The organism is Deinococcus frigens DSM 12807 (assembly GCF_000701425.1).
Lineage (GTDB): Bacteria > Deinococcota > Deinococci > Deinococcales > Deinococcaceae > Deinococcus > Deinococcus frigens.
The window spans coordinates 36,998-62,081 of sequence record NZ_JNIW01000008.1; the positions used below are offsets into that span (position 1 = coordinate 36,998).

The window sequence follows — 25,084 nt, forward strand, 5'->3', positions numbered from 1 at the left end:
CAGGTCAGCAGATTCAGGTTTAGCGCACGCAACCGTCCGCAAGGCTCTCGGCCAGCGCAGCCACGTCCCGTCCCTCGCGCACGGCGTTGATAAAGGCGCTGCCCACCACCACGCCGTCGGCCAGTCCCGCCACCCCATGCGCCGTCTGAGCGTCCCCCACGCCGAAGCCCACGGCAATCGGCACATCGGTGTGCTGGCGGGCCAGGGCCAGCATGGCGGGGACCTCGCTCAGCGCCGCGCCCTCGCGCGCCCCGGTCACGCCGGTCACGCTGACGGCATACAGAAAGCCGGTACACGCTTCGGCCACCAGCTTGATGCGCTCGGGCGTGCTGGTGGGCGCGATCAGGAAGGTGACCGCCAGCCCGTATTCGGCGGCCAGATCGGCGATTTCGAGGTCCTGGTCCGGGGGCAGATCGGGCAGGATCAACCCGTCCACCCCCGCCGCCTGCGCCAGCTCCATGAACTCGCGGGGGCCGACAGCGTAGATGGGATTCACGTAGGTCATGATCACGATGGGCGTGTCGTGACGGGTCCGCAGCTCCTTCACGAGTTCAATGGTGCGGCGCGTGCTGGTGCCGTCCGCCAGCGCCTGCTCAGAGGCGCGCTGGACGGTGGGACCGTCGCCCAGCGGATCGCTGTAGGGCAGCCCCACTTCCAGCACATCGGCGCGGGCCAGCAGCTCGTCGGCCAGCGCGGGGAAGGCGGCGGCAGACGGATACCCGGCGGTCATGAAGGGAATGAAGGCGGCGCGGCCCCCGGCCTTTGCATTCTCAAACGCGGCGCGGATACGGGCCACACCCCTGGACTGCACACCCTTAGATTCAACAGCGGTCATGCCAGCACCTCCTGACGCTCAACATTGATCGGTGCGTCTTCTGCCTTAGCCAGGAGGCGCATGACTTCAGCCACGTCCTTGTCGCCGCGCCCGGACAGGTTGACCACGATGATCTGATCGGGGGACATCGTGGGGGCCAGTTGAACGGCATGGTAGATGGCGTGCGCGCTTTCCAGGGCGGGAATGATGCCTTCCAGGCGGGTCAGCAGTTGCAGCCCTTCCATCGCCTGCGCGTCGGTCACGGGGACATACTCGGCCACGCCCGTCTCGCTGTACAGGCAGTGTTCGGGGCCAATGCCGGGGTAATCCAGGCCCGCGCTGATGCTGTGCGGCGGGGTGATCTGGCCTTCAAAGTCATGCAGCAGGTACATCATCGCGCCGTGCAGCACGCCGATCCGGCCCCCGGCCACCGAGGCGGCGTGCCTGCCCGTCTCCACACCCTCCCCCGCCGCTTCCGTGCCGATCAGGCGGGGGCGCTGGCCTTCGGGCAGGTAGGCGTAGGGCGCGAAGATGCCGATGGCGTTGCTGCCGCCGCCCACGCAGGCGACGATGGCGTCGGGAACCACACGGCCTTCCAGCTCCTTGAGCTGCCACTTGGTTTCCTCGCCGATCACCGACTGGAAATCACGCACCATCGCCGGGTACGGGTGCGGCCCCACCACGCTGCCCAGGATGTAAAAGGTGTCGCGCACGTGGGTCACCCAGTCACGGATGGCCTCGTTGGTGGCGTCCTTCAGGGTGCCGGTGCCGCTGGTCACGGGAATGACCTCTGCGCCCAGCAACCGCATGCGGAAGACGTTCAGCTCCTGACGGCGCATGTCTTCCTCGCCCATGTACACCACACAGTCCAGACCCAGCAGGGCGGCGGCGGTGGCCGACGCGACGCCGTGCTGTCCGGCCCCGGTCTCGGCGATCACGCGGCGTTTGCCCATGCGCACGGCCAGCAGCGCCTGCGCCAGACAGTTGTTGATCTTGTGCGCCCCGGTGTAGTTCTGGTCCTCGCGCTTCAGGTAGATCTTCGCGCCGCCCGCGTGTTCAGTCAGGCGTGCGGCCAGATACAGCCCGCTGGGACGGCCCACGAAATCGCGCAGCAGGCGTTCCAGTTCGTTTAAAAAAGCCGGATCGGTCTTGGCCTCGCGGTAGGCGGCTTCCAGATTGTCCAGGGCGGGGATCAGGGTTTCGGGGACATAGCGCCCGCCGAAGCGCCCGAAGCGCCCGCGCTCATCCGGTTGCGGATAGCTGGGGAGGGTGAGGGTCATGGCCCCAGCGTAGGATTCTGGATACAGGACGCGGGCGGGAAACTTAGACAACCTGTCTAAGTTTGTGACAAAGATTTCACTGGATGAAAATGCCCAAACTCACGCCAGGCGGGAATGAGGTCCGCCGCACTGATCTCGTCTGGAACGGCGTTAAAGGGCGGAAAATCAAGACTCCGTGCCAGTTCGGAGAGGACTTGACCCGCCGATTCGCCCGCTTCCCGCAGGGCCATCACCGGCGGCGCACCGTCCCGCTTGGCCAGACGCTCGCCCCGGAAGTCGGTCATCAGGGGGACATGCAGGTAGCGCGGCGTGGAAAACCCCAGCGCCTGCTGCAAGGCCACCTGACGCGGCGTGGCGGTCCACAGGTCTGTGCCGCGCAGAATGTCGGTCACGGCCATCTCGGCGTCGTCCACCACCACGGCTAGGTGATAGGCAAACACACCGTCGTTGCGCTGCAACACGAAGTCACCCACCTCTGAGCGGAGATGCTGGCAAAGGGTTTCTCCGGTCAATTCGTCGGAAATGCAGACCGTTTCATCTGGCACACGCCAACGCTGGGCAGCGGGACGATCCGGGCCTCTTCCAGAGCGGCAAAGCCCCGGATAAACAGCCTCATCCCCGTGCGGCGCTCCGGCGCTGTCCTGAATGGCGGTAATGATTTCCTTGCGGGTGCAGGTGCAGGGATAGGTGGCCAGGCGGGCCAGAACTTCGGCGTAGAGTTCCAGCCTTTCCGATTGCAGGTATTCCGCGTCCCAGTCCAGGCCCAGCCATTCCAGATCACGGCGCGTGGCGTCGCAAGCCCAGTCGCGCACGCGGCCCGTGTCCAGATCCTCGAAGCGCAGTAGGTGGCGGCCCCCGTGCGCGCGGGTGTGCAGCCACGCCAGCAGCGCCGTGCGGGCGTTGCCCAGATGCATGGCCCCGGTGGGACTGGGGGCAAAGCGGCCCACCACCGGCTGATTCCCCGCGTTCATAGGCGTGAGGCTAGCGCAGGGTACAGAGAAGTGTCAGCAACGCTCCTCCAACTGCTACAGTCCTCCCCGTGCCTGGTCCCGAAGTCCTGTTGTACGGCATCCCGCTGGCATTTCTGGCCGGATTTATTGACGCGGTGGCCGGCGGCGGCGGTACCATCACGCTGCCCACGCTGTTTTTCATGGGCCTGTCCCCGGCGCAGGTGGTGGCGACCAACAAGCTGCTCGCCATCTTCGGTTCGGGCAGCGCGACGCTTCAGTACTGGCGCAAGGGACATGTGGAACTGGCGCTGATCGTGCGTCTGCTGCCGCTGGCCCTGATCGGCAGCGCCTTCGGCGCGTATCTGGTGCATTTCGTCAACCCGGACTCGTTTCGCACCTTGATCGGCGTGGTGATCCTGGGCGTGGGCGCGCTGGTACTGGTCAACAAACGCTTTGGCCTGGAAGACCATTACCCCGGCCTGACTGCCCGCACCCTGGCCCTGACGCTGCCCGGCGCATTCGTCATCGGCATCTACGACGGCTTCCTCGGCCCCGGCACCGGCACGTTTTTAATGTTCCTGTTCGCGCTGGCGGGCTTCAATCTGGTGGGCGCGAGCGGCAACGCGCGGACCGTCAACTTCGCCACCAACCTGGGCGCGCTCATCTTCTTCCTGATCGGCGGAAAAATGGTCTTCTGGATCGGCCTGCCGATGGGCGTCGCCAACGCGCTGGGCGCAACCGTGGGCGCACGCATGGCGATGTTGCGCGGCAGCGCCTTTGTGAAGTGGATTTACGGCGGCATCGTGCTGGTGGTGGCGGCGCGGCTGTTGCTGGGACGTTGAGGGCAGTGCCTGACGCGTCTCCAATCTGCCCGTGATCCGCCCAGCATCAACGTTCCCTAAACCCTCAACCGTGCCTTTCAGCGTCCTTAAGAGTTGGCTACCGCGCCAGAATGGGGACATGACAGATGCCACGACAACTCCCACCAGCGAAATCCCGTCACCCGAAACCTTCGACCCGCAGCAGGCGATCCTGGCGGGCGGCTGTTTCTGGTGCACCGAGGCCGTGATGCAGCAGGTGCGCGGCGTGCAGAAGATCGAGAGTGGCTACATCGGCGGCGACACCCCGCACCCCGATTACCGCAGCGTGTGCAGTGGAGAGACCGGCCACGCCGAGGCCGTGCGCGTGACCTTTGATCCGCAGCAGGTGAGCTACAAGGACCTGCTGGGCCTGTTCTTCGCCACCCACGATCCCACCTCGCTGAACCGCCAGGGCGCGGACGCCGGAACCCAGTACCGCAGCGCCGTGTTTCCCCTGACCCCCGAGCAGGAGCGCGAGACCCGCGAGGTCATGGCCGATCTGGACGCGCAGGGCGTGTTCGGCAGGCCTATCGTGACCAGCGTTGAACCCGCCACCCAGTTTCATGTGGCCGAGGACTACCACCAGAACTACTACGCCGACAACTCGCGCCAGCCGTACTGCGTGGCCGTGATCGCGCCCAAGGTGGCCAAGCTCCGCAAGCACTACGCCGAGAAGCTTAACGCCTGAGTGTGGGGAAGAATTGAAGAGGGCTGGGGCGGGGATGGACGCGCCTCAGCCTTCTTTTCGGGAGCTGCTTAGACTGTCCGCATGGAATCTGTCTGGACCGAGCTGAAGCTGATGCAGGGCCTGCTGGTAGCCTTTGTCCTCAGCGGGGCGATTGGCTGGGAGAGGGAGCGTCTGCACCGCAGCGCGGGGCTGCGGACGCACATGCTGGTGGGCATGAGCGCGGCGCTGTTCGTCGTCCTGGCCGAGACGCTGATCAACTCGTTCGGCAGCCGGGACGATGGGGTGCGCTTCGACATGATCGGTCTGCTGGGCGCGGTGGTCAGCGGCATCAGCTTTCTGGGTGCGGGCGCTATCTTCTCGGACCGGGGGCAGAAGGCCAAGGGCCTGACCACGGCGGCGGGTCTGCTGGCGACGGCGGGCGTGGGCGTGGCCTGCGGGCTGCACCTGTATGTGCTGGCAACCGGGGCCACGGTCCTGTTCCTCTTCACGCTGGCGGTGGTCCGGCGTCTGGCGCAGGGAGAGGGGAATGCTGCTGAGGACAGGGAGTAGTGAGCAGGCCTCCAATACTCTCATCCGTCCGCCGGAGTATTGTATACAATATCCACATGACCCTTTCCAAGCATTCAGCGCCAGCCGCCTTCGCGCGGCCCGTGCTGGTGCGTGACGGCGTGTACGAACATCTGCGCCGCGCCGTGCTGGACGGTGAGATTGCCCCCGGCGAACGCATCGGCGAGGTGGAGCTGGGCGAGCGGCTGGGCGTGTCCCGCACCCCCATCCGTGAGGCGATCATGCGGCTGATGCAGGACGGCTTGCTCGTCGGCTCGGCCAACCGGGGTGTGCGCGTCCGCACCGTGACGGCTCAGGAGGCGCGCGACACCTACGCCGTGCGCGAGGAACTGGACGGACTGGGCGCTGCGCTGGCCGCCGCCGCCCACACCGCCGCCGACGCCGCAGCTCTGCGCGCCGCGCTAGACGAGGTGGGCGCGGCCAGGGGCGACGATTACCGCCAGCAGACCCGCCTGGACCTGAATTTTCACCGCGCCATCACCCACGCCGCCCACAATGCCGCGCTGGGCGATCTGGCGCGCGATCTGGAACAGCGCGTGGCCCTGATCAAGCACCAGACCCGCACCTACAACGCCCACCCGGACACTGCGGTCCAGCACGCCACCATCCTCAGGGCCGTGCTGGACCGCGACGCCGCCGCCGCCCGCAAGGCCGCCCGCCTGCACGTCCGCACTTTCGGCGCACTGGTCTTGCAGGATCTGGTGGCCGGTGCCTGAGTCTTCTCTCTCCCTAGACCCTTTGCCCCTTTGACCCTCAGACCTCCCAAGCAAGGAGCTTTTCATGATTGACCAGATCTACCGCAAGGCCGTCCTGACCGTTTCGGGACAGAAATTCGTGGAAAATATCGTCCGCAAGCAGGGCTGGGGCCTGGCGCAGCGCTTCGTGGCCGGTGAAGAGGTGGACGGCGCGATTGCCGCCGTGCAGGAATTGCAGGCCGAGGGCATTCAGGGCAACCTGGACCTGCTGGGCGAGTTCGTGGCCTCGCCGGAAAAAGCGGGCGAGTTTGCCGAGAAGGTCCTGCACCTGCTGGACGCCGCGCACGCCGCCGGAATCACGCCCTACGCCAGCATCAAGCTGTCCGCCGTGGGCCAGGGCCAGACCGTGGACGGGCAGGATTTGGGCCTGACCAACGCCCGGAGCATCGTGGGCAAGGCAAGAGAGTATGGCGGCTTCGTCTGCCTGGACATGGAAGACCACCCGCGCGTGGACCAGACCCTGGAGCAATTCCGCATGCTGGCCGAGGAATTTGGCACGCAGCACGTCGGCACGGTGTTGCAGAGCTACCTGTACCGCACGGAACAGGACCGCGACAGCCTGGAAGACCTGCACCCGAATCTGCGGATCGTCAAGGGCGCGTACCTGGAACCCGAATCGGTGGCCATGCCCGACAAGGCCGACGTGGACGCCAGTTACCGCAAGCTGGTGTACGCGCACATGCAGGCCGGAAATTACGTCAACGTCGGCACGCACGACGAGAGCATCATCGAGGATGTCAAGCATTTCGCGCTGGCCCACGGCATCCCCAAGGACGCTTACGAATTCCAGATGCTGTACGGGGTGCGCCGCGACTTGCAGCGGGAGCTGGCGGCGGCGGGCTGCCGCGTGCGGGCCTATATCCCCTACGGGCGTGACTGGTACCCGTACTTCTCGCGCCGAATTGCCGAGCGCCCAGCCAACGTGATGTTCATCCTGAAGGGCTTTTTGAAGGGATGACGATGGATTGGGCGGCGTTCGAGGAAGAGGTCAACGCGCAGCGGGACTGCGGCGAAGTCATCGTGCTGGGTGCGCCGGAGGGTGAGTGGAATTGGCTCAGCTCTGGGCAGCCGAGAGAGGACACGTTTCCACTCAGCCGCGAGGAGGCCGGGCGCATCCTGACCCACCTGCTCACGCAGGACTTGGCTTACGACGTGCCGCTCTTGCCAGCAGCCAAGGCTGCCGAACTCGCACAGACCTATCTGGACGCCATTCACTCCGGTGCCCACCTCTATAGCAACAACGATCCTGCCGAACTGGCTTCAGGCCGCCCGCTCAGGGGTTGGACGCCGATCATCGAAGCGGCCACCTTCGACATCGGCGTCTACAGCCTCCACGCCGATCAGCGGACCGTGTTCTGGGTGCTGGATGAAGACTGAAGCGCAAGGAGCTACTTATGCCTGACCTCAACACATCCGTAGCCCCCCTGATCGGCGTCACTGGAGCGCCCGGCAACGTCGGCACGCCGCTGGTGCGGGAGTTGCTGAAACGCGGCGCGCGGGTGCGGGTGCTGGCCCGTCACCCTGAAAAGGCGTGGCAGGCGTTTGCGGACGCCCCGCCCTCCCAGATTGAATTCGTGATGATGGAATTTGGCCAGCGCAGGACGTATTTGAACGCCTTTGACGGGCTGGATAAGCTGTTCGTGCTGCGCCCACCCGCCGTCAGCCAGGTCAGCAAAGCCGTATTCCCGGCGCTGGACGTGGCGCTGGGGGCCGGGGTGCGGCACTTCGCGCTGCTGTCGATTCAGGGAGCGGACAGACTGCCGTTCACGCCGCACGCCCAGCTCGAAAAGCATCTGGGAGGCAACGGCGCAACCTATACCTTTCTACGGGCCAGCTTTTTCATGCAGAACCTGACCACCACGCATCTGCCGGACTTGAAGAAGGGCATCATCGCCGTGCCAGCCGGAAACGGGCGCACCAGTTTTGTAGACGCGAATGACGTGGGCGAGGCTGCTGCCATCATCCTGACTGAAGGCGGACACGAGAATAGGGCGTATGAATTGACCGGCCCGGACGCCCTGACTTACGCCGAGGTGGCCCAGATATTTACCCGCGTCACCGGCCATCTGTACCGCTACACCGACCCCAACCCCCTCACCTTTTACCGCCAGATGCGCGGCCACGGCGCGGGCCGGGCCGAAGTGCTGGTGATGACAGCCATTTACGCCACCGCCCGTCTGGGCCTTGCCAAACACGTCTCGGACGATTTGCCCGCATTGCTGGGCCGCCCGGCCCACAGCATTGAAGACTTCGCCCACACCCTCACAGGACTACTTCAAGGAGACCACCATGCTTAAAATTCAGGATTACCGCCCCCAGCCCTTCATCGACTTCACCCAGCCTGAAAACGTTCAGGCTTACGAGGCCGCCCTCAAAAAGGTCCGCGCCGAGCTGCTGGGCAAGCACTACCCGATGGTCATCGACGGCGAGCGCGTGGACACCGAGGAGAAGCTGACCTCCCTGAATCCCTGCGACACCTCCGAAGTGGTGGGAACGACGGCCAGAGCCACCATTCAGGACGCCGAACGCGCCTTGCAGGGGGCGTGGAAGGCGTTCGAGACGTGGAAAACCTGGGAGATGGACGCCCGCGCCCGCATTCTGCTGAAGGCGGCGGCCATCCTCAAGCGCCGCCACCTGGAAGCCTGCGCCCTGATGAGCATCGAGGTGGGCAAGAACTACGCCGAGGCCGATGTGGAGGTGGCCGAGGCCATCGACTTCCTGGAGTATTACGCCCGCAGCGCCATGAAGTATTCAGGCTTCGGCAGCAGCGAGACCACTTGGTTCGAGGGCGAGGAAAACGGCCTGATGTCGCTGCCCCTCGGCGTGGGGGTGTCCATCAGCCCCTGGAATTTCCCCTGCGCCATCTTCCTGGGCATGCTGGCCGCCCCTATCGTGGTGGGCAACTGCGTGATCGCCAAACCCGCCGAGGACGCGGGACTCATCGCCGGATTCATCGCCGACATCATGTATGAGGCTGGCCTGCCCGCCGGGGTGCTGCAATTCCTGCCAGGGGTGGGCAAGGACGTGGGCGAGTACCTGACCACGCACGCCAGGACGCGCTTTATCACCTTCACCGGCAGCCGCGCCGTGGGCCTGCACATCAACGAGGTGGCCGCCAGGGTGCAGCCCGGCCAGAAGTGGATCAAGAAAGTGGTGCTGGAGCTGGGCGGCAAGGACGGCATGATCGTGGACGAGACCGCCGATCTGGACGTGGCGATCACGGCAGCCGTGCAGGGCGCATTCGGCTTCAACGGCCAGAAATGCAGCGCCATGAGCCGCCTGATCGTGGTGGACGCCGTGTACGACGACGTGGTCAACGGCTTCGTGGAACGCGCGGGCAAGCTGAAGATGGGCACGGGCGAGGAAAACGCCAACGTGACCGCCGTGGTCAACGGGATGAGCTTCGACAAGATCAAGGGCTACCTGGAGATTGCGCCGCAGGAGGGCAAGGTGCTGCTGGGCGGCGAGGCTCCCGGCGAGTGCAACGGCAAACAGGGCTACTACGTGCAGGCCACCATTGTCGGAGACGTGAAGCGCGACGCCCGTCTGGCGCAGGAGGAAATCTTCGGACCAGTGATCTCGGTCATTCGTGCAAAGGACTGGGCCGACGCGCTTGCTATTGCCAACTCCACCGAGTACGGCCTGACCGGCGGCGTGTGCAGCCGCGACCGCGACCGGCTGGAGCAGGCGCGCCGGGAGTTCGAGGTGGGCAACCTGTACTTCAACCGCAAGATCACCGGGGCCATCGTGGGCGTGCAGCCCTTCGGCGGCTACAACATGAGCGGCACGGACTCCAAGGCGGGCGGGCCAGATTACCTGGCGAACTTCATGCAGCTCAAGACGGTGACAGAACGTTGGTAACGAACGCTCCGTCGACTTCTCAACCTGACAGGTCGTTCCACCCTCTCCATGACGGGGAGGGCTTTTTTAATCTGCACGGCCCATCTGTCCTTCTCTGCGCCACCCAGTTCCAATTTGTGAGAATGTCTGAGGCGTAAATGAGGCTTCAGATGATCCGTAATTTTACATCTGAAGCGCACGCGAGGTCGGTCCTCTGCCAAACTGACTGCCATCATATCATGAGTTCCGGCGTCCTACGGCTGAGAAACAGGTGTGAAATAGACTCGCTCTAATATGTCTAGACAAGACCCTTACCTGTAGGAAGGGTCACACTAACATTGTCCATCTTCAACGCAGTTCAATGTTTCCGGATGACAGCATGCCGGGTGAGTCAACTCCTTGACCGCTCTCTCTGTCAGAGTTTCGCATCCGTTGCCTCTTGTGAACCTTCTCAGCCGTGCCTGGCCCAGGGCACCGCGCATTTTTTCAGGAGAACGCCATGACCTATTCACGCTCCCTGCTGGCCGCCACCCTCGCCCTGACCCTCGCCGCGTGCGGGCAGCAGCCGCAGGTGTCCGCTCCCACCGCGTCCACTCCGGCAGCCAGCCCCTCCGCGAACGACGAGGTCATCGGCGGCGCGTACCTGATCGGGTTCAAGCAGGACGCGCTGAGGGTGCAGGACCTGGGTCAGCAGGCTGTTCTCCAGGTGCAGGCGATCACGGCGGCGGGCGGCACCCTGACCGGCCAGTGGACCGACATCAGCGCCGCCGCCGCCCGGCTTTCCCCGGCGGCGCTGGCGAAGTTGCAGGCCAATCCACTGGTGGAATACGTGGAGCCGGACCTGCTGCGCTACGCCCTGGGCAGCCGCAGCGGCGGCACAGACGCGCAGGCCAGTCAGGGCAAGGCCGGACTGAGTGCACAGAACTTGCAGGCACAGGACCTCTATACGGCCAGCGGCGAGACCACCTGGGGCGACGCGGCGCTGCGGGTCCCCACCCTGCGGACGTCGGGCTACACCGGTGCGGGTGCGGCGGTGTGTATCACCGATACCGGCATCGACGGCAACCACCCCGAATTTCAGCGCAAGCTCAAGGGCTTCAAGAACTTCATCACCACCGAGACCAACCGCAATGATCCTTATGCCCTGAACGACGTGTCCCACCACGGCACGCACGTTTCCGGAACCGTCTTCGCGCAGTACGGGGCGGGGACCGGGGCCAGCGGCCTGCAAGCGGGTCAGGACCCGAACGGCGTGGGCGGCGTCGCCAGCGGCATCAACCTGTACATGGCCCGCGTACTGGGCGACAGCGGCAGCGGCAGCAGCAGCGGCATCATCAACGGCGTGAACTGGTGCGTGTCTCAGCTCAAGTCCCAGGGCGGCACCGAGGCCAAGGTCGTGGTCAGCATGAGCCTGGGCGGCGGGCGCAAGAGCCGGACCGAGGACCGCGCCTACAGCTCGGCCTACAGCAAGGGCGCATTGATCGTCGCGGCAACGGGCAATGACGGGGCCGCAGTGTCTTACCCTGCCGCGTACTCCAGCGTGGTGGCCATCGGGGCTACCGATATCAACGACGCCAAGGCCGACTTCTCCAACTTTGGCCCTGAGGTGGATTTGGTCGGGCCGGGCGTGGACGTGCTGAGCAGCATTCCGCTGGGACAGGGCGTGGCGGCGACGGCGAGCGGCGGCGGCGTGGCTTTCAGCGACGTGCAGGCGGCGGACCTGAGCGGCAAGGGAACCGTCAGCGGTACGGTGGTGGCTGCGGGCGGCACCAACAACGAGTTCTGCGGCGCTGGCACCCGCAACGCGGCCCTGGGCGGCAAGATCGCCCTGATCTCGCGCGGAAGCTGCTCGTTTGAGGAAAAGACCGCCAATGCCGTGGGCAGCGGCGCAACCGCCGTCCTGATCTACAACAACGTGGCGGGCAGCCTGGGCATGAGCCTGACCAACGCCTACACCGTGCCGGTGGCCGGACTGACCCAGGCCGACGGCACCGGCCTGCTGGGCAAACTGCCCACCACGGGCACGGTCAGCGTGACCGGGGCCGACTACGAATACTTCAACGGCACCAGCATGGCCACCCCGCACGTCAGCGCTGCCGCCGCCGTGGTCTGGGCCGCCAAACCCACCCTGAGCAACACCCAGCTCCTGAGCCTGCTCAAGTCCACCGCCAGGGACCTGGGGCCAGCGGGCCGGGACAACAACTTCGGATATGGTCTGGTCAACCCGGTCAAGGCCATCACCGGACAATAAAATTCATCTACAACAGTGGCCGCCCGGAGGAATGGGCGGCCTCCTCTCTTTCACCGTCGGTGCTGGCTCAGCAACCCGTCCACCATCAATGCTCCGCCCAGAATCGCCGGGATGCCACCGCCGGGGTGTATGCCCGCGCCAACTTGCCACAGCCGGGGCGCTAGGCGGTAGGGCTGCGGGTGCAGGGGGCCGCCGCGCCAGACGGGCAGGGCCGCACCGTAAATTGCGCCGCCGGGGTGGCCGCCCGCCGCGTAGTGTTCGGGGGTCAGGGCCAGAACTTCGTCGGCAGACGCCAGCAGACCCGGCACGCCCAGCCGCCGCTCTACCCGCTCCACCTGACCCCGGACCCAGGGATGCCCCAGCCCCAGCGGGCGCGCGGTGGCGGGCGCGGTCAGCAGGACGGCCAGCCTGCGCCCCTCGGCGTGAACGAGGGCCAGCGTGTCGGGCGGCAACGCTCCGGAACGGATGGCAGTGCGGAAGGTCTGGAAGTCGGACGGCGGAAGAACAGAAGTGGCGGGCAACGGCGCTGGTTCGGGCAATGCTGCGTAGATCGCCACGCCGCTGACCGTGCGTTTCGAGGTGGGCGAGTGGGCGCGCAATCCGCGCAATCTCGCCAGTCGGTGTGGGTCTAGCGCACTCACCAGCAGGTCATGGCGGGCCATCTCGCCGCCGCTCAGGGCAAGGGTGGAAGTGGCAGATCGGACTCGCGTAACCTCCACACCTTCCCAGACTGCCACGCCACGCGCCGCAGCGAAGCCCAACAGCACGTCCAGCAAAGTCCCCATCCCGCCGGCAGGCCGGTACACTTCTGCGCCGACCAGCGCCGGAATCAGGGCGTACAGGGCGGGGGCATCGGCAGGCGACAGACCCGCATTCAGGGCGTGCGTGCGAATGGCGTGGGCCAGCGCGGGCGGAAACTGCTGGGCGCGAATCCAGCCCTCGGCGGTCAGGTGCGGGCCAACCACCGCAAACAGCGCCCGGCTGGCCCGCAGAAAAACTGGATCGGTCAGGCGCGGCGGCGTGATCAGCAGCGGGACGATCTGGGGCGCGAGGGGCCGCACTTTGGCGCAGTACGCGCGCCAGGCCGCGTCAAGCGGGTGACCCGGCGGCACAGGCAGCGGCACCGGGCCGAGTGGGGTGTAGTGAAGGCCCAGGCCACCGGGCAGCGGCTGAAGACCGAGCGGATCTGCCTCCCCCAGCCGTTCGAGAAATGCCATCCACACACCCGGAAACGTGAAGAGGCTGGGGCCAGTATCGAAACTCAGGCCGCCTGCCTCTTCCCGGCGCAGTTTGCCGCCCGCGCGGTCCCGCTCGTACACGCTGACGCGGTGGCCCCGCCCTGCCAGCAGACACGCCAGCGCCAGCCCGGCCAGCCCGCCGCCCAGAATACCGACGCCCAGGATGCCGCCGCTCAAATCCGACTTCAGAGGCCGGTCCACAGTCCGCGCGCCAGCAGATAGACCAGCCCCACGCCCGCCACCGCGCCCACGATCCACGGCGTCACGATGCTCAGCGGATACAGGCGGGCGGCCCGCTGCGGCGTGGGATCGCGCAGCAGCACCAGCGCCATGCCGCCGCAGGTCAGCCACAACGCCACAGCCGTCAGCGCCGAGACGGGCAGCAGCAACGCCCCGGCCACGGTAAACCAGGCCAGGGCGTAGGCGACAGTTCCGCGCACGCCCAGCAGCGTGGCCACCGTATGCGTTCCGGCCTCGCGGTCTGCGGGAATGTCCTGCGCGGCGTCGAAGGCGTGCTTGCCCACCGAGTAGGCCATCAACGCCAGCAGGGGCCACCACGGGACCGGGGTGCCCAGCGCCAGCGCGGGCAGGGCCAGCGGCAGCGCGTAGGCCACGTTGCTCAGGCCATCGAGAAACGGGCGGCCCTTCAGGCGCAGCGGCGGCAGGCTGTAGGCCGCGAACAGCGCAGCGGACACGGCCAGCAGCGCGGACGCGGCGGGTGGCAGCAACAGCGCCAGCAGTGCCAGCGCAGGCAGGTTGATTGCCAGCGTCGCCGTCAGCAGCGGAGCGCCCTCCGCCACGGTCAGGCGCGCGCCCTGCCAGCCGCCCTTGCGCGAACTGCGGGCGTCTTCCTCACGGTCCGAGAGATCATTCAGGCCGTAGATCAGCAGGTTGAAGGGCAGCGTCAGGTACAGCAGCAGCGCCAGCATGCCGGGGTCCAGGGTGTACAGCCGCCCGGTCAGCCACACGCCCGTCACCAGCGTGCCCACCGTGTTAACCCACAGCGCGGGCCGCGAGACGGTCAGCAGTCGGCGCGCGGGCAGCAGTGGAAAGGGGGGCGGCGTATGGAGGCGGGCGCGCGTTCGCATTCAAAGTTCATTGTAGAAGACGCAGTCAGGGGTGGATGCCCCGGTCTTGCTAGGATGGCACTCCTGATGACCTCCTGGCCGCTCCCGCACGCGTTCTTTTATCTTTACCACCCGTCTATGGACGTGGGCCGTTGAGCGGCGGCCTGGTCGCCCTGCTCGACGATGTGGCCGCCCTGGCCAAACTGGCCGCCGCCTCCATCGACGACATCGGCGCGGCGGCCAGCAAGGCGGGCGTCAAGGCCATTGGCGTGGTGGTGGACGACACGGCGGTCACGCCCCGCTACGTCACCGGCTTCACGCCAGAGCGCGAGCTGCCGATCATCTGGCGCATCGCCAAGGGATCGCTGAAGAACAAGATCGTCTTTATTCTGCCCGCTGCGCTGCTCCTGAGCCAGTTCTTGCCGTGGGCACTCAATCCCCTGCTGATGGTGGGCGGGGCGTATCTGTGTTTCGAGGGCGCGGAAAAGCTCTACGAGGCCACACTGGGCCACCACGACACGGCGCAGGAAGAGGTCATCAAGCTGAGCAGCGCCGACCACGAGGAAAAGATGGTCTCCGGCGCGATCCGCACCGATTTCATTCTGTCGGCAGAAATCATGGCGATCTCGCTGGCCGAGGTGGCGGACCAGGCATTCTTCGCGCGCGCGCTGATCCTGGTGGTGGTGGCCTTGATGATCACGACGCTGGTGTACGGCGTGGTGGGCCTGATCGTCAAGACCGACGACTTTGGCGTGCGGCTGGCCGCCAGCGGTTCCAAGGCGGCCCAGGCGCTGGGGCGCGGGCTGGTCAAAGGCATGCCCATCGTCATGGCGGCCCTCTCGGTGATCGGCACGGCGGCCATGCTGTGGGTGGGTGGCCACATCATCATCGACGGGCTGGATAAGTTTGGCTTGACCTGGCCCGCCCACACCCTGCACGAGATTTCGCTGGCGGCAGGCCACGCCATTCCGTTTGCCCAGGGCCTGGTGGAGTGGCTGGTAGAAACGCTGGGGTCCGCCCTCGTGGGCGTGCTGCTGGGCGGGATGATTGTGGCGGCGCTGCACCTGCGGCCAAAGAAGGCTGCGGCACACTGAGGCAGGTCGGCAAAATTCACTCACTCCGTTCGGTCAAGAGTGAGCAACTCTTTTGACCAATGCGCTAGGTGCGGTCCATCAGCCACTGCACCAGCGCCGCCCGGATTTCCTCACGGGGTTCGTCGTTCAGCAGTTCGTGGTAGCCGCCGTCTTGCAAGATCAATGTCTTGTCCGGGCTAGCAATGGTGTCGGTAAAGCGCACGCTGCCCGCCGGATCAGTGATTTTATCTGCCGTGCCGTGGAAGACCAGAGTGGGCAAGGTCCAGTTGGGATACTCGGCCCAGAGCTTGTGGCTCAGGCCCAGCAGGGTGGCGGCAGTCAGGGCGCGGACCTTGCCGTGGTACATCAGTTCATCGGCCTCGTAGGCAGCCACCTCATCGGCCAGGCGGGACAGGTGGCCGGTGCCCAGATCGCTGACCGGCGCGACGGGGGCCACCTTTGCCAGCAGTGGGGCCAGCGCCTTGAGCCAGGCGGGTTCGTCCTCTCCCACCAGCAGGGAAGGGCTGGAAAGTATGACGCCCGAGAGCCCACGCGGATCGCGGGACGCGCTGGCCGCCGTGACCAGGCCGCCCATGCTGTGGCCCAGCGCGAACAGCGGCAGCGGCGAATCGTCGCCGGGGCGGCCCCGCAGCGCCTCGCGGGCCTTGAGGTGATCGCCTACCAGCACGTTCAGGTCCACCACCGCCCGCCTGCCTTCCGAGTGGCCGTGGCCGCGCTGATCATAGCTGTAGACGGTAAAACCCGCCGCTGCCAGCGTGGGAATCAGGGCGTGGTAGCGCTCGACGTAACGGCCAGCGTATTCGCCGACGCCGTGCGAGATCAGCACCGCGCCGCGCGGACTCTGCGCCGTCCAGATATAGCCGCTGACCGGCGCACCCGGCACTTTCCATTGTTGATACGGCCATTGTTGATGCGGCCACTGTTGATGGTTCATGGGCCGGAGTGTAGCGCTCCCCTGATAAAGCCTGCGTAAACCACCGTCGTCACGGTCCAGGCGGTTGGCGCGGCAGACTAGGCAGATGGCAGACATTGCGAGAAAGGCGAACGCCCAGTGGATGGGAGACCTCAAGAACGGCAAGGGCAACATCAGCACCGAGAGCGGTACGGTGGACAAGGCGCAGTATTCGTTCAGCACGCGCTTTGAAAACGGCACCGGCACCAACCCGGAGGAGCTGCTGGCCGCCGCGCACGCGGGCTGCTTCACCATGCAACTGTGTGCCCTGCTGGCGGGCGACGGTCACGATCCCCAGGACGTGCGCACGGCAGCCACCTGCGAGATGGTCAAGGAGGGGAACGGCTTCAAGGTCAGCGCCATGAAACTCAGCGTGCGCGGCAAGGTGGGCAGCATTGACCAGGCCGAATTTGAAAAGCATGTTCAGCAGGCCGCCGAGACGTGTCCGCTGAGCAAGGTCATGCAGGGCAACGTGAAAATCACGCACGAGGCTGTGCTGGAATAGCAATCAGAGGACGAGAACGAGCGCTCCGCTTCGGCTGGGGCGTTTTTGTTTGCCCATCTGCCAGGTGGCCGATGCGTCCGCCCCTGTCTCGCAGCTAGGCTGAACACATGAGTCACCTCTTTTACCTCGTCGGGCCGCCGGGCAGCGGCAAACGCACCGTGGGCAAGGCACTCTCGGCGCTGACCGGCGCGGCGCTGCTGGACAACCATCTGACCAATGATCCGGTGTTCCTGGCCGCCGGGGTCAGCAGCGACGGTGAGGTTTCGGCAGAGGTCTGGGAACTGTGTTTCGACGTGCGAGGAGCGGTCCGGGCGGCCATGCTCCACGCGCCGCCCACGCTGGCGCATATCCTCACCAATTACCTGACGGCAGAGGAATGCGAATGGCGCAATGTGGAACGCCTGCGCGAACTGGCCGCCAAACGTGGCGTGCCCTTCGTGCCCGTGTGGCTGACCTGCCCACTGCCCGAACTGGAACGCCGGATGCTCTTGCCAGAGCGGGCCGAACGGCTGAAACTGCGTGACCCGCTGCGCCTGCGCGAGTTGATGGCGAAGGCCGGAAATCTGCCGCCCCCGCCCGACGCGCTGGTGCTGGACACGTCCGCGCTGACGCCAGAGCTAACCGCGCGCCGCATCGTCGGATTCATACAGCGGACCGGATGACTCCGCGCGTCTTCCATTTGGTGGGGCCGCCGGGCAGCGGCAAACGGACCGTCGGGCTGAAACTGTCGGCGCTGACCGGAGCCGTGCTGCTGGATAACCATCTGTTCAATGACGCCGTGTTCAGGCCCTACGGCGCGGACGGCCTGCGTCCCATCCCTGAGGAGATTCACGCGCTGGCCGCGCAGGTCCGCAAGCTGGGGCTGGAAGCCGCCCGCCTGGCCCCGCGTGACGTGAGCCAGATTTTCACGAGCTATCTGACGAACCGCCCGTCTGGGCCAGCCGCCCTGCAACTGGTGCGCGATCTTGCGGCGGCCAGGGGAGCACAGTATCTGCCCGTGTGGCTGGCATGCCCTTTAGACGAGTTGGAGCGGCGTCTGCCCCTGCCCGAACGTCTGAAACGGGCGAAACTGCGTGATCCCGCCATCCTGCGTGCCGCCCTCGAAACCTCCGGCCTGCTTGCCGCGCCGCCAGACGCCATCGGGATCGACACCTCGGCGCTGGCCCCGGCGGACGCGGCGCGGCTGATCGCAGAGCATTCGGGGGCGCTGTTTTGAGAAGCAGCTCTAGCGTCTTCAAAGCGTCCGAGGAACGACCAGCACCGTAAACAAATCGGCCATCGCAGGCCGTCGGGCGCGCAGCGGACGGGCCGCACGTCACGTCACGGAGCGGGGCACCAGGCAGGACCGCCTATCTCCAACCCCCGCCCCGCGCGCCCGATCCTCCTGCCCCCAAGGGGATAGGGGGCTGGGGGCTGGGTCTCCCTTGTCTACTTCCTGGCCGCCCAACCCCCGCCCTCTCCCCTATCCTCACCCTTATGAACGCGGCGCGAATTACCGGCGGCTCAGGGGACAACACCTGACAGCCGCCGCGCTGCCCGGAGGTTCCCCCGCCACAGACGCGGGGGCTTTTTTTGCCCGATGGAGGACCGACCCATGATCCAGACCCAGACCTTTGAACCCGGCCAGATGACCGCGATGGACGTGCTGCGCCTGGCCCTGACCGGCAAGGTGTACGGCGCGGCGATTGAAACGCCGGTCAGCCAGGCCCCCGGCCTGAGCAAACGCACCGGCAACCGCGTGCTGCTCAAGCGCGAGGACCTGCAACCGATCTTCTCCTTCAAGCTGCGCGGCGCGTACAACAAGATGGCGCAACTTTCACCAGAACAGCGGATGAGGGGCGTGATCACAGCGTCGGCGGGCAACCACGCGCAGGGGGTGGCCTACGCGGCGCAGGAGCTGAAGATGCGCGCGGTGATCGTGATGCCCGCGACGACACCCGAGATCAAGATCGAGGGCTGCCGCGCCCGTGGGGCCGAGGTGGTGTTGCACGGCGACAGCTTTTCCGACGCCGAAACGCACGCCTACGCGCTGCAAAAGGAACTGGACCTGACCTTCGTGCATCCCTTCGACGATCCGCTGGTGCTGGCCGGACAGGGCACGGTGGCGCTGGAGTTGCTGCGGCAGGTGGAAACGGGCAACGGGTATACGGTCTTCGTGCCGGTGGGCGGCGGCGGATTGATCGCGGGCGTGGCCAGCGTGATCAAGGCGCTGCGTCCCGATGTCAAGGTGGTGGGCGTGGAGCCGGACGACAGCGACGCCATGTACCAGAGCTTGCAGGCGGACGCGCGGGTGCGCCTGGACTCGGTGGGCATCTTCGTGGATGGGGTGGCGGTCAAGCAGGTGGGGGCCTACACCTTTGACCTGACCCGCCGCTACGTGGACGACTGGGTGCGCGTCAACACCGATCAGGTCTGCGCGGCCATCAAGGACGTGTTCGACGACACCCGCGCCGTGATGGAACCCGCCGGGGCACTGGCGGTGGCGGGTCTCAAGAAATACGCGACGGAACAGGCACTGACGGACGAAACACTGGTGGCCCTGACCTGCGGCGCAAACGTCAACTTCGATCGTCTGCGCCACGTCTCGGAGCGGGCCGAGATTGGAGAGCAGCGCGAGGCGATTCTGGCCGTGACCATTCCGGAGCGCCCCGGAGCCTTCCGCGAATTTATCGAGGTGATCGGCGCGCGGGCCGTGACCGAGTTCAATTACCGCTACGCCCCGCGCGCCGAGGCGCAGATCTTTGTGGGTGTGCAACTGGCCTCTGCCGGGCAGCGCGGGGAACTGGTGGACACTCTGACGGCGCGCGGCTACGCCGTCCTGGACCTGACCGACGACGAGCTGGCCAAGGTCCACGTGCGGCACATGGTGGGGGGCCGCGCCCCGGAGGCCACGGGCGAACGCGTCTATTCGTTCACCTTCCCGGAACGCCCCGGCGCGCTGCTGGAATTTCTGACGCACCTGCACGGGCGCTGGAACATCAGCCTGTTCCATTACCGCAACCACGGCAGCGCCCACGGGCGGGTGCTGGCGGGCGTGCAGGTGCCAGACGGCGATGAGCACGACTTCGCCGCCTTTGTGCGCGGCCTGGGCTATCCGTCCACCGAAATGACGCACAACCCGGCGTACCGGCTCTTTCTGACCTGATTTTGTCTGTTCTGATCTGCGGCCTGACCCCAAATTGCGAAAGGTCGAGGCCGAATCCGAGCGGAGCAAATGGCGAAAAACACTACCTCGCGGCAATGAACGTACACTCGGTGGCGGTCCCGAATGTCTGGGAATGACCGCAGGACGGTATGGTTGCCGCTGCACCCAGAATGTTGAGAATTCGTACAGACCTGCCGACCTCCTCCGCCCGTGCCCTTCACGCCGGAGCCGTATGCTGAACCGCATGGTTCATACGAGCGAGCAGATCATCACCATCCACGGGGCATGGCACGGCCAGACGAATGAGCCTGGCCGGGTCTTCAAGGGCAAGATTGTCCGCTCTGATCTGCCCGGCCTGCGCAAGGGCACCAACGCCGAGGTCACCTTCGGCCACAGCGCGGGCCGGACCCATGACGCCGCCGAACACGGTACCTACACCCTGATCGCAGGCAGCAAAACCCTCCCGCTGATGAGCTTTATCTGCCGCAGCGTGGGAACCACAGGCCAGCACAGGACCAACGACACCCAGGAAGCCGACTGGCAGGCAGTGCCGCTGGGATGACGCGGGTCGGCAGGTCTAAAAGTCTGGAGGCCAGAACACCAGAAGAAATGCTGCGTTCTGACCTTCAGAATTTTTGACGGCGTTAGCGGTAGCGCAGCGCTTCCATCACCTCTTCGACCAATTCCACGCTGTCACCGCGTTCGGCGGACGTCGCCACATGCGCTTCCAGATGACCGCGCAGCACCACGTCGCCCGCACCGCTCAGCGCGCCCTGCACGGCCTTGATCTGCCGCAGCACGTCCACGCAGTAGACCTCCGGATCATCCAGCATCCGCACGATGCTGTCCAGGTGGCCGCGCGCGATGCTCAGGCGGCGGCGGGCGCGTTTGCGGGCGTCCTCCGGCATGCACAGTTTGCCCCAGGCGGCGCAGTGTGGGGCGTTCGCAATTGCCCCGGCGCTGGTCACCCGTTCGCCACCTGCGCGGCGTAGCCTTCCTCGGCCACGGCACTGATCATGGCCCCGGTATCGGCGTCGCCGTGGACGGTGGCCTTGCCGCCCTCCAGATCAACCTGCACGTCATGCACACCCGTTACGCCCTTCAGGGCCTTTTCCACAGCCCCCACGCAGTGGCCGCAGGTCATGCCGTCAACTTTCAGTTCGGTGGTCATGGGAGTAGTCATGGGTCAATAGTAGACCCCAGGGGGGAGGAGGGTCAAGTAGAGAGGTCTAAAGGGCAAGGGAACCAAAAGCAGAAATCTCAATTAACTGTTGCTCCTAGACCTTTGGAAGGGTCTGCCTTCATCGGCTGTCTTCAATGGGTTGCCAATCCTCCTGCCTTATCCTCCCCAGGGGGGTGTGGAGATATTATGACGGGGAAGACTGTCGGTCTGGACATTGCCAGGATGACCTGCGCTGCCTGCGTGGGCTGGATAGAACGCGGGCTGCAAAAGGCAGACGGCGTGCGGACGCCGCCGTGAACCTGGCGACGGAGCAGGCCAGCGTGACCCATGATCCGGCGCTGACGAACGCCACTCAGGTTGTGACGACCGTGATTGGCACCAGCGACGAGACGCGCAGGCCGGAACTCTCCATTCCTGTGGAGGTCTAACCCACGAGGCCAGTAGGGCGGGTGGAGCACGGCTTGCGGGGGCTGCCGAGCGCCAGCGTCAACCTCGCCGCCACCGAGCGGGCCAGCTTGATGTCCTTACGTGCCGCCATGCTGCCGTGCGGCAATCGGTGCGGGAGCCGGGTACAACGTGCCGGACGAGGCCCCCAGTCTCAATCCCATCTGGACGCTGACCGCGCCCGCAAGGCGAAGGAAATTGCGGCATTTCGGAGTCCGTATGAGTCCAGCGGGGCGCGGGACGGCTGAAGCATGCGACAAATGCCTGCTGTTGACTTGCCACAAGACTTCTCGCCAGATCCACTTCCTGCGGAGAGGGCTTGTTTATAGCGGGGGCCTTCTTTTTCGGGGCGCTATAGCATGCGGCACTCCACCGCCTTGAGGACGGCGCGGGTGCGGTCGCGGACGCCCATCTTGGACAGGATGCTGGAGACGTAGCCCTTGATGGTTCCCTCGGTGGTGGTGATCAGCCCGGCGATCTCGCGGTTGCTGAAGCCGCCCGCCATCAGGCGCAACACCTCCTTTTCACGGCCCGTCAGAGCAACGGGGTCCATACGGTCTATGTGGTCCCGGTGGCCTTGCTCGCGGGCAGGGCGCAGTTCATTCAGGCCGCGCTGGAGCTGCGCCGTCAGGGTGGGTTGCAGCCAGCGCCCGCCGCCCGCCACCGTGCGGATGGCCTCCAGCAGCACCGGCAGCGACACGTCCTTGAGCAGATACCCTTTGGCCCCCAGTTGCACGGCGGCCAGCAACAACTCGTCGTCCTCAAAGGTGGTCAGGATCAGGGTGGGCACCAGCGGAACGCCCCGCGCCTGTGCCGCTGCGGCGAGCGCCCGCAACACCCCCAGGCCGTCCAGGCGGGGCATCCGGTAATCCAGCAGCAGCACGTCGGGGCGGGCATCCGGCACGGTGGTTAGGGCCTGCTCGCCGTCCTCGGCCTCGGCCACCACCGTCATGTCCCCGGCCAGGGCCAGCATGCTGCACAGGCCCTGGCGCACCAGCGTCTGGTCTTCCACGATGCAGATCCGGATCACGGCGTTTTCCCTCCTTCAGTAGCTGGGCCTGAACCCTGGGCAAACACGGAGCCTGCCGCCGCTACCGGGCCGGGCAACGGCAGGCGCACCAGCAGTTCCAGCGGCTGGCCAGGAATGGCGCGCACCTCCAGGCTGCCGCCCACGCTCTCCAGGCGCTCGCGCATGCCGCTCAGGCCGCAGCCGGGTTGCAGGTTGCGGGTGCCGTGTCCGTCGTCGCGGGTATGCAGAGTCAGACTCCGTGCCCCGCCGTCACGGTCCGCGACGCAGGCAAAGTCCAGCCACACCTGCCGCGCCCCGGCATGCCGCACGGCGTTGGTCAGGCCCTCCTGCACGGTCCGCAGCAGCACCTGCGACTGCACCGGACACGGCACGCTGAAGCCGGGCGAGAAACTCAGGTGGAAGGGCAGGGACGCCGCGCGGGCCAGCGCCTCGATCTCGGCCCGGACATCACAGGGGGCAGCCTCCCGCATGCCGCGTACAGCGGTGCGCACGTCTCCCAGCAGCGTGCGGGCCAGCGTTCCGGCCTGCTCCACATGCCCCCGGGCCGGGCTGGGCGGCAGCAGATGCAGCGCCACTTGCAGGTTCATCCCCAGCGCGGTCAGGTGGTGGCCCATCAGGTCGTGCAGCTCGCGCGAGATCTGAAGGCGTTCGGCCTGACGGCTGGCTTCGGCCAGCAGCGCGCGCGTGGCCCGCAGTTCATCCACCACCTCGGCCAGTTGCCGCCTGGCCCTGATCTCGCGCACGGCGGTCTGCGCGGTGGTCACGGCAAACAGTTGAAAGCACAGGTAGCCGGTCCCGTAGGACCACGCGTCCGGCGCACTCCAGTACGTCAGGTAGATGGTCATCAGCCCCACGGTCTGGGCGGCCACCCACACCAGCGCCCAGCGCACCGGGACGATTACCGCCACCTGGGCCGCGATCACCAGCAGCAGCCCGGCCAGCACGCTGTTGCCGTCCAGCAGTTCGTTGCCCAGCAGCGCCAGCACCGATTCCAGCGCTGCCAGAGACAGCGCCAGCCGCTGCCATTTCAGGCCATCCGGCAATGAGGTCGCCGTGACGAACACCACCAGAAAACCCAGCATGACCAGCACCCAGGGCAGCAGTTCCCCCTGGGTCAGTCCCTCCCGGCTGGGCGGGGCCAGCAGCGAATGCGCCAGCAGCACCGTCCACAGCAGCACGCCAGTCCAGCGAATACCGCGCCGGATCTCGGCCAGCGGCGCGGCGGGAAGGGGGGGCGCTGCCGGGGCACCTATGAGCGAAAACCAGCGCCGTGCAGCACGCTTGACCTGGCCTGTCGGGGAGCTGGACGGAGCAACCGGAGGAGGAAGCAGAACAGTCATGGTGGCCTCGGCAGGGAGGAAGGAGGAAGGATCGTGGCCGGAAACACCGGCCCAGGGGCAACGGGGACGGCCAGAAGCGGCAACATCAGGTCCCGGGGATCAGGTGCGAGGGAAGCGGGTGAATTGAGGGGGAAGACACCGTACTGTACGCGGGCGGCACCTGCCTGCTGCCCCTGTCTGCACCGGGTTCAAAGAGAGGAGCGGCCAGAACGGATCCGCGCTGGCCACCCACGTCCGTACCTTTGTGCTAGACGATGATCTCGCACAGCAGATCGCGGCTCAACGGCACCCAGCGGCCCGAGGCGTGCAGTTTCCTGGCCAGCGTATTGAAGGCGTAGGTGCAGCCCCTGGAAATCGCCTCACCGATGATCAGTTTGATCACACCCCGGATCGGACCTTTCAGGGCGGCCTTGAGCCAGCGCGGAGAGTGCTTGTATTTGTTGATCAGGTACACCAGCTTGTTGAACACCCAGTCGCTGACACCCTGGGCCGCCAGACCCGTGGCCACCGTTCCCTGAGCAGTCAGGCCCGTGATCACGAACGGCGCGCCGCCGTTGCCGCTCTGGCCTGCGGGAAGGGTCCGCAGTTCGGCGTAGCGGGGTGCGCCCGCCTCGACGGTCCCCAGCAGCATGACCGGCTCGCCTGCCGCAGTGGTGGCCTCCAGATAGCTGGTGGGCACGCCCGCCTCTTCCAGGGTGACCTGCGAGAGGACACTCAGACCACGCGCCGCCGCGACGCCCAGCGTGCGGTCCTGGTTGGCCTGCGCGTCCGGCGACAGCGTCAGGGTGGCCGGGATTTCGGCTGTTTCGGCAGCCGCCGGGGCCGGGGCCGGCGCGCTGGTCAGCGGGGTCTGACCACAGGCGCTCAGGGTGATCATCAGGGACAGAAAGGCGGCGGTGGCGCTGCGGCGGACGGGGACAGTGGAATGGAACATGGTGGGCCTCCGGGAATGACGGGCGCGCGGGTCAGACGAGCGCTGCGCGCCGGGAGAGAAGAAGCGCTTCCGGGAATGACGTGAGGGGGACGGCGGAAGCAGAGGAAATCACCACAAAAGTCAGTTGGCTGACGCGGGTATCTGGAC

At 66.3% G+C, this 25,084-nt stretch carries 29 protein-coding genes; 18 read left to right on the forward strand and 11 right to left on the reverse strand.

Translation table 11 applies throughout. The features are described from left to right. Positions 1-19 precede the first annotated feature (19 nt). The 3 genes from trpA to gluQRS are packed head-to-tail and all read right to left on the reverse strand — an operon-like array spanning position 20 to position 3,065. A complete protein-coding gene (trpA, locus tag Q322_RS0104480) occupies positions 20-835 on the reverse strand; it encodes a tryptophan synthase subunit alpha (RefSeq protein ID WP_029476347.1) in 816 nt (271 codons plus the stop codon). Beyond that, on the reverse strand, positions 832-2,094 hold the full coding sequence (trpB, locus tag Q322_RS0104485; RefSeq protein ID WP_034417581.1) for a tryptophan synthase subunit beta: 1,263 nt from the start codon (positions 2,092-2,094) through the stop codon (positions 832-834). Before trpB ends, trpA begins: the two co-directional genes overlap by 4 nt. A gap of 56 nt (positions 2,095-2,150) precedes the next feature. Next, on the reverse strand, positions 2,151-3,065 hold the full coding sequence (gene gluQRS / locus Q322_RS0104490; protein WP_051668185.1) for a tRNA glutamyl-Q(34) synthetase GluQRS: 915 nt from the start codon (positions 3,063-3,065) through the stop codon (positions 2,151-2,153). A gap of 68 nt (positions 3,066-3,133) precedes the next feature. On the opposite strand from gluQRS, the gene Q322_RS0104495 reads away from it, so the two are divergent. The 9 genes from Q322_RS0104495 (at position 3,134) to Q322_RS0104535 (ending at position 12,005) form a co-directional block, all read left to right on the forward strand. Then, a complete protein-coding gene (locus tag Q322_RS0104495; RefSeq protein ID WP_029476351.1) occupies positions 3,134-3,886 on the forward strand; it encodes a TSUP family transporter in 753 nt (250 codons plus the stop codon). Between the two features lie 118 nt (positions 3,887-4,004). Then, positions 4,005-4,592: a peptide-methionine (S)-S-oxide reductase MsrA gene (gene msrA, locus Q322_RS0104500; protein ID WP_051668187.1), complete on the forward strand. Its 588-nt coding sequence runs from the start codon at positions 4,005-4,007 to the stop codon at positions 4,590-4,592. An 81-nt stretch (positions 4,593-4,673) separates the two neighbouring features. Beyond that, the gene (locus tag Q322_RS0104505; protein WP_034417584.1) at positions 4,674-5,141 is read left to right on the forward strand and encodes an MgtC/SapB family protein; all 468 of its coding nucleotides are present in this window, start codon (positions 4,674-4,676) and stop codon (positions 5,139-5,141) included. A gap of 56 nt (positions 5,142-5,197) precedes the next feature. Next, the gene (locus tag Q322_RS0104510; RefSeq protein ID WP_029476357.1) at positions 5,198-5,875 is read left to right on the forward strand and encodes a GntR family transcriptional regulator; all 678 of its coding nucleotides are present in this window, start codon (positions 5,198-5,200) and stop codon (positions 5,873-5,875) included. Between the two features lie 64 nt (positions 5,876-5,939). Next, positions 5,940-6,872: a proline dehydrogenase family protein gene (locus tag Q322_RS0104515; protein ID WP_029476359.1), complete on the forward strand. Its 933-nt coding sequence runs from the start codon at positions 5,940-5,942 to the stop codon at positions 6,870-6,872. Further along, a complete protein-coding gene (locus tag Q322_RS0104520; RefSeq protein ID WP_029476362.1) occupies positions 6,869-7,291 on the forward strand; it encodes a hypothetical protein in 423 nt (140 codons plus the stop codon). Before Q322_RS0104515 ends, Q322_RS0104520 begins: the two co-directional genes overlap by 4 nt. Before the next feature lie 17 nt (positions 7,292-7,308). Continuing rightward, on the forward strand, positions 7,309-8,211 hold the full coding sequence (locus tag Q322_RS0104525; protein ID WP_051668188.1) for an SDR family oxidoreductase: 903 nt from the start codon (positions 7,309-7,311) through the stop codon (positions 8,209-8,211). Continuing rightward, positions 8,204-9,775 carry an L-glutamate gamma-semialdehyde dehydrogenase gene (pruA, locus tag Q322_RS0104530; protein ID WP_029476366.1) on the forward strand — a complete coding sequence of 524 codons (1,572 nt, stop codon included), beginning with the start codon at positions 8,204-8,206 and terminating at the stop codon, positions 9,773-9,775. The genes Q322_RS0104525 and pruA overlap by 8 nt, the downstream gene beginning before the upstream one ends. A gap of 478 nt (positions 9,776-10,253) precedes the next feature. Further along, positions 10,254-12,005, forward strand: coding sequence for a S8 family serine peptidase (locus tag Q322_RS0104535; RefSeq protein ID WP_029476369.1), 1,752 nt, complete (start codon positions 10,254-10,256; stop codon positions 12,003-12,005). 50 nt (positions 12,006-12,055) lie between these two features. Here the strand turns inward: Q322_RS0104535 and Q322_RS0104540 are convergent, their stop codons facing one another. Beyond that, on the reverse strand, positions 12,056-13,444 hold the full coding sequence (locus Q322_RS0104540) for a phytoene desaturase family protein (RefSeq protein WP_051668191.1): 1,389 nt from the start codon (positions 13,442-13,444) through the stop codon (positions 12,056-12,058). Next, positions 13,429-14,331, reverse strand: a complete 903-nt coding sequence (locus Q322_RS0104545; protein ID WP_051668193.1) for a UbiA family prenyltransferase — start codon at positions 14,329-14,331, stop codon at positions 13,429-13,431. Before Q322_RS0104545 ends, Q322_RS0104540 begins: the two co-directional genes overlap by 16 nt. A gap of 131 nt (positions 14,332-14,462) precedes the next feature. On the opposite strand from Q322_RS0104545, the gene Q322_RS0104550 reads away from it, so the two are divergent. Beyond that, the gene (locus Q322_RS0104550; RefSeq protein ID WP_029476375.1) at positions 14,463-15,404 is read left to right on the forward strand and encodes a DUF808 domain-containing protein; all 942 of its coding nucleotides are present in this window, start codon (positions 14,463-14,465) and stop codon (positions 15,402-15,404) included. Positions 15,405-15,468: 64 nt separating this feature from the next. Here the strand turns inward: Q322_RS0104550 and Q322_RS0104555 are convergent, their stop codons facing one another. After that, entirely contained in the window at positions 15,469-16,338 is an 870-nt protein-coding gene (locus tag Q322_RS0104555) for an alpha/beta hydrolase (protein ID WP_051668194.1), read from the reverse strand. 85 nt (positions 16,339-16,423) lie between these two features. Here Q322_RS0104555 and Q322_RS0104560 point away from each other — a divergent pair, with 85 nt between their 5' ends. From Q322_RS0104560 to Q322_RS0104580, 5 genes are all read left to right on the forward strand, one after another. Next, positions 16,424-16,861, forward strand: a complete 438-nt coding sequence (locus Q322_RS0104560; RefSeq protein WP_029476377.1) for an OsmC family protein — start codon at positions 16,424-16,426, stop codon at positions 16,859-16,861. Between the two features lie 107 nt (positions 16,862-16,968). After that, complete coding sequence (locus Q322_RS0104565) at positions 16,969-17,523, forward strand: P-loop nucleotide/nucleoside kinase family protein (RefSeq protein WP_029476379.1); 555 nt, start codon at positions 16,969-16,971, stop codon at positions 17,521-17,523. Beyond that, positions 17,520-18,077: a P-loop nucleotide/nucleoside kinase family protein gene (locus Q322_RS0104570; RefSeq protein ID WP_029476381.1), complete on the forward strand. Its 558-nt coding sequence runs from the start codon at positions 17,520-17,522 to the stop codon at positions 18,075-18,077. The genes Q322_RS0104565 and Q322_RS0104570 overlap by 4 nt, the downstream gene beginning before the upstream one ends. Positions 18,078-18,455: 378 nt before the next feature. Then, complete coding sequence (gene ilvA / locus Q322_RS0104575; RefSeq protein WP_029476383.1) at positions 18,456-20,006, forward strand: threonine ammonia-lyase, biosynthetic; 1,551 nt, start codon at positions 18,456-18,458, stop codon at positions 20,004-20,006. 244 nt (positions 20,007-20,250) lie between these two features. Continuing rightward, complete coding sequence (locus Q322_RS0104580; RefSeq protein ID WP_245593136.1) at positions 20,251-20,568, forward strand: hypothetical protein; 318 nt, start codon at positions 20,251-20,253, stop codon at positions 20,566-20,568. A gap of 82 nt (positions 20,569-20,650) precedes the next feature. Here the strand turns inward: Q322_RS0104580 and Q322_RS0104585 are convergent, their stop codons facing one another. Beyond that, positions 20,651-20,914, reverse strand: a complete 264-nt coding sequence (locus Q322_RS0104585; protein ID WP_029476388.1) for a metal-sensitive transcriptional regulator — start codon at positions 20,912-20,914, stop codon at positions 20,651-20,653. A 56-nt stretch (positions 20,915-20,970) separates the two neighbouring features. Further along, positions 20,971-21,189 (reverse strand): CopZ family metallochaperone, encoded by a 219-nt coding sequence (locus Q322_RS0104590; RefSeq protein ID WP_415831096.1) that lies wholly within the window; start codon positions 21,187-21,189, stop codon positions 20,971-20,973. A gap of 186 nt (positions 21,190-21,375) precedes the next feature. On the opposite strand from Q322_RS0104590, the gene Q322_RS23080 reads away from it, so the two are divergent. Genes Q322_RS23080 through Q322_RS23085 form a run of 3 tightly spaced genes read left to right on the forward strand, consistent with a single transcriptional unit; the run spans position 21,376 to position 21,881 of the window. Continuing rightward, entirely contained in the window at positions 21,376-21,486 is a 111-nt protein-coding gene (locus Q322_RS23080) for a heavy metal-associated domain-containing protein (protein WP_211248867.1), read from the forward strand. Next, on the forward strand, positions 21,483-21,617 hold the full coding sequence (locus Q322_RS24755; protein WP_281173616.1) for a hypothetical protein: 135 nt from the start codon (positions 21,483-21,485) through the stop codon (positions 21,615-21,617). The genes Q322_RS23080 and Q322_RS24755 overlap by 4 nt, the downstream gene beginning before the upstream one ends. Before the next feature lie 33 nt (positions 21,618-21,650). After that, the gene (locus Q322_RS23085; protein WP_156952884.1) at positions 21,651-21,881 is read left to right on the forward strand and encodes a hypothetical protein; all 231 of its coding nucleotides are present in this window, start codon (positions 21,651-21,653) and stop codon (positions 21,879-21,881) included. 104 nt (positions 21,882-21,985) lie between these two features. Here Q322_RS23085 and Q322_RS0104600 read toward each other — a convergent pair whose 3' ends face one another. The 3 genes from Q322_RS0104600 to Q322_RS0104610 form a co-directional block, all read right to left on the reverse strand. Next, positions 21,986-22,663 (reverse strand): response regulator, encoded by a 678-nt coding sequence (locus Q322_RS0104600; protein ID WP_029476392.1) that lies wholly within the window; start codon positions 22,661-22,663, stop codon positions 21,986-21,988. After that, the gene (locus tag Q322_RS0104605) at positions 22,660-24,003 is read right to left on the reverse strand and encodes a sensor histidine kinase (RefSeq protein WP_156952885.1); all 1,344 of its coding nucleotides are present in this window, start codon (positions 24,001-24,003) and stop codon (positions 22,660-22,662) included. The genes Q322_RS0104600 and Q322_RS0104605 overlap by 4 nt, the downstream gene beginning before the upstream one ends. Positions 24,004-24,250: 247 nt before the next feature. Beyond that, positions 24,251-24,937: a hypothetical protein gene (locus tag Q322_RS0104610; RefSeq protein WP_029476396.1), complete on the reverse strand. Its 687-nt coding sequence runs from the start codon at positions 24,935-24,937 to the stop codon at positions 24,251-24,253. Positions 24,938-25,084: the final 147 nt, after the last annotated feature.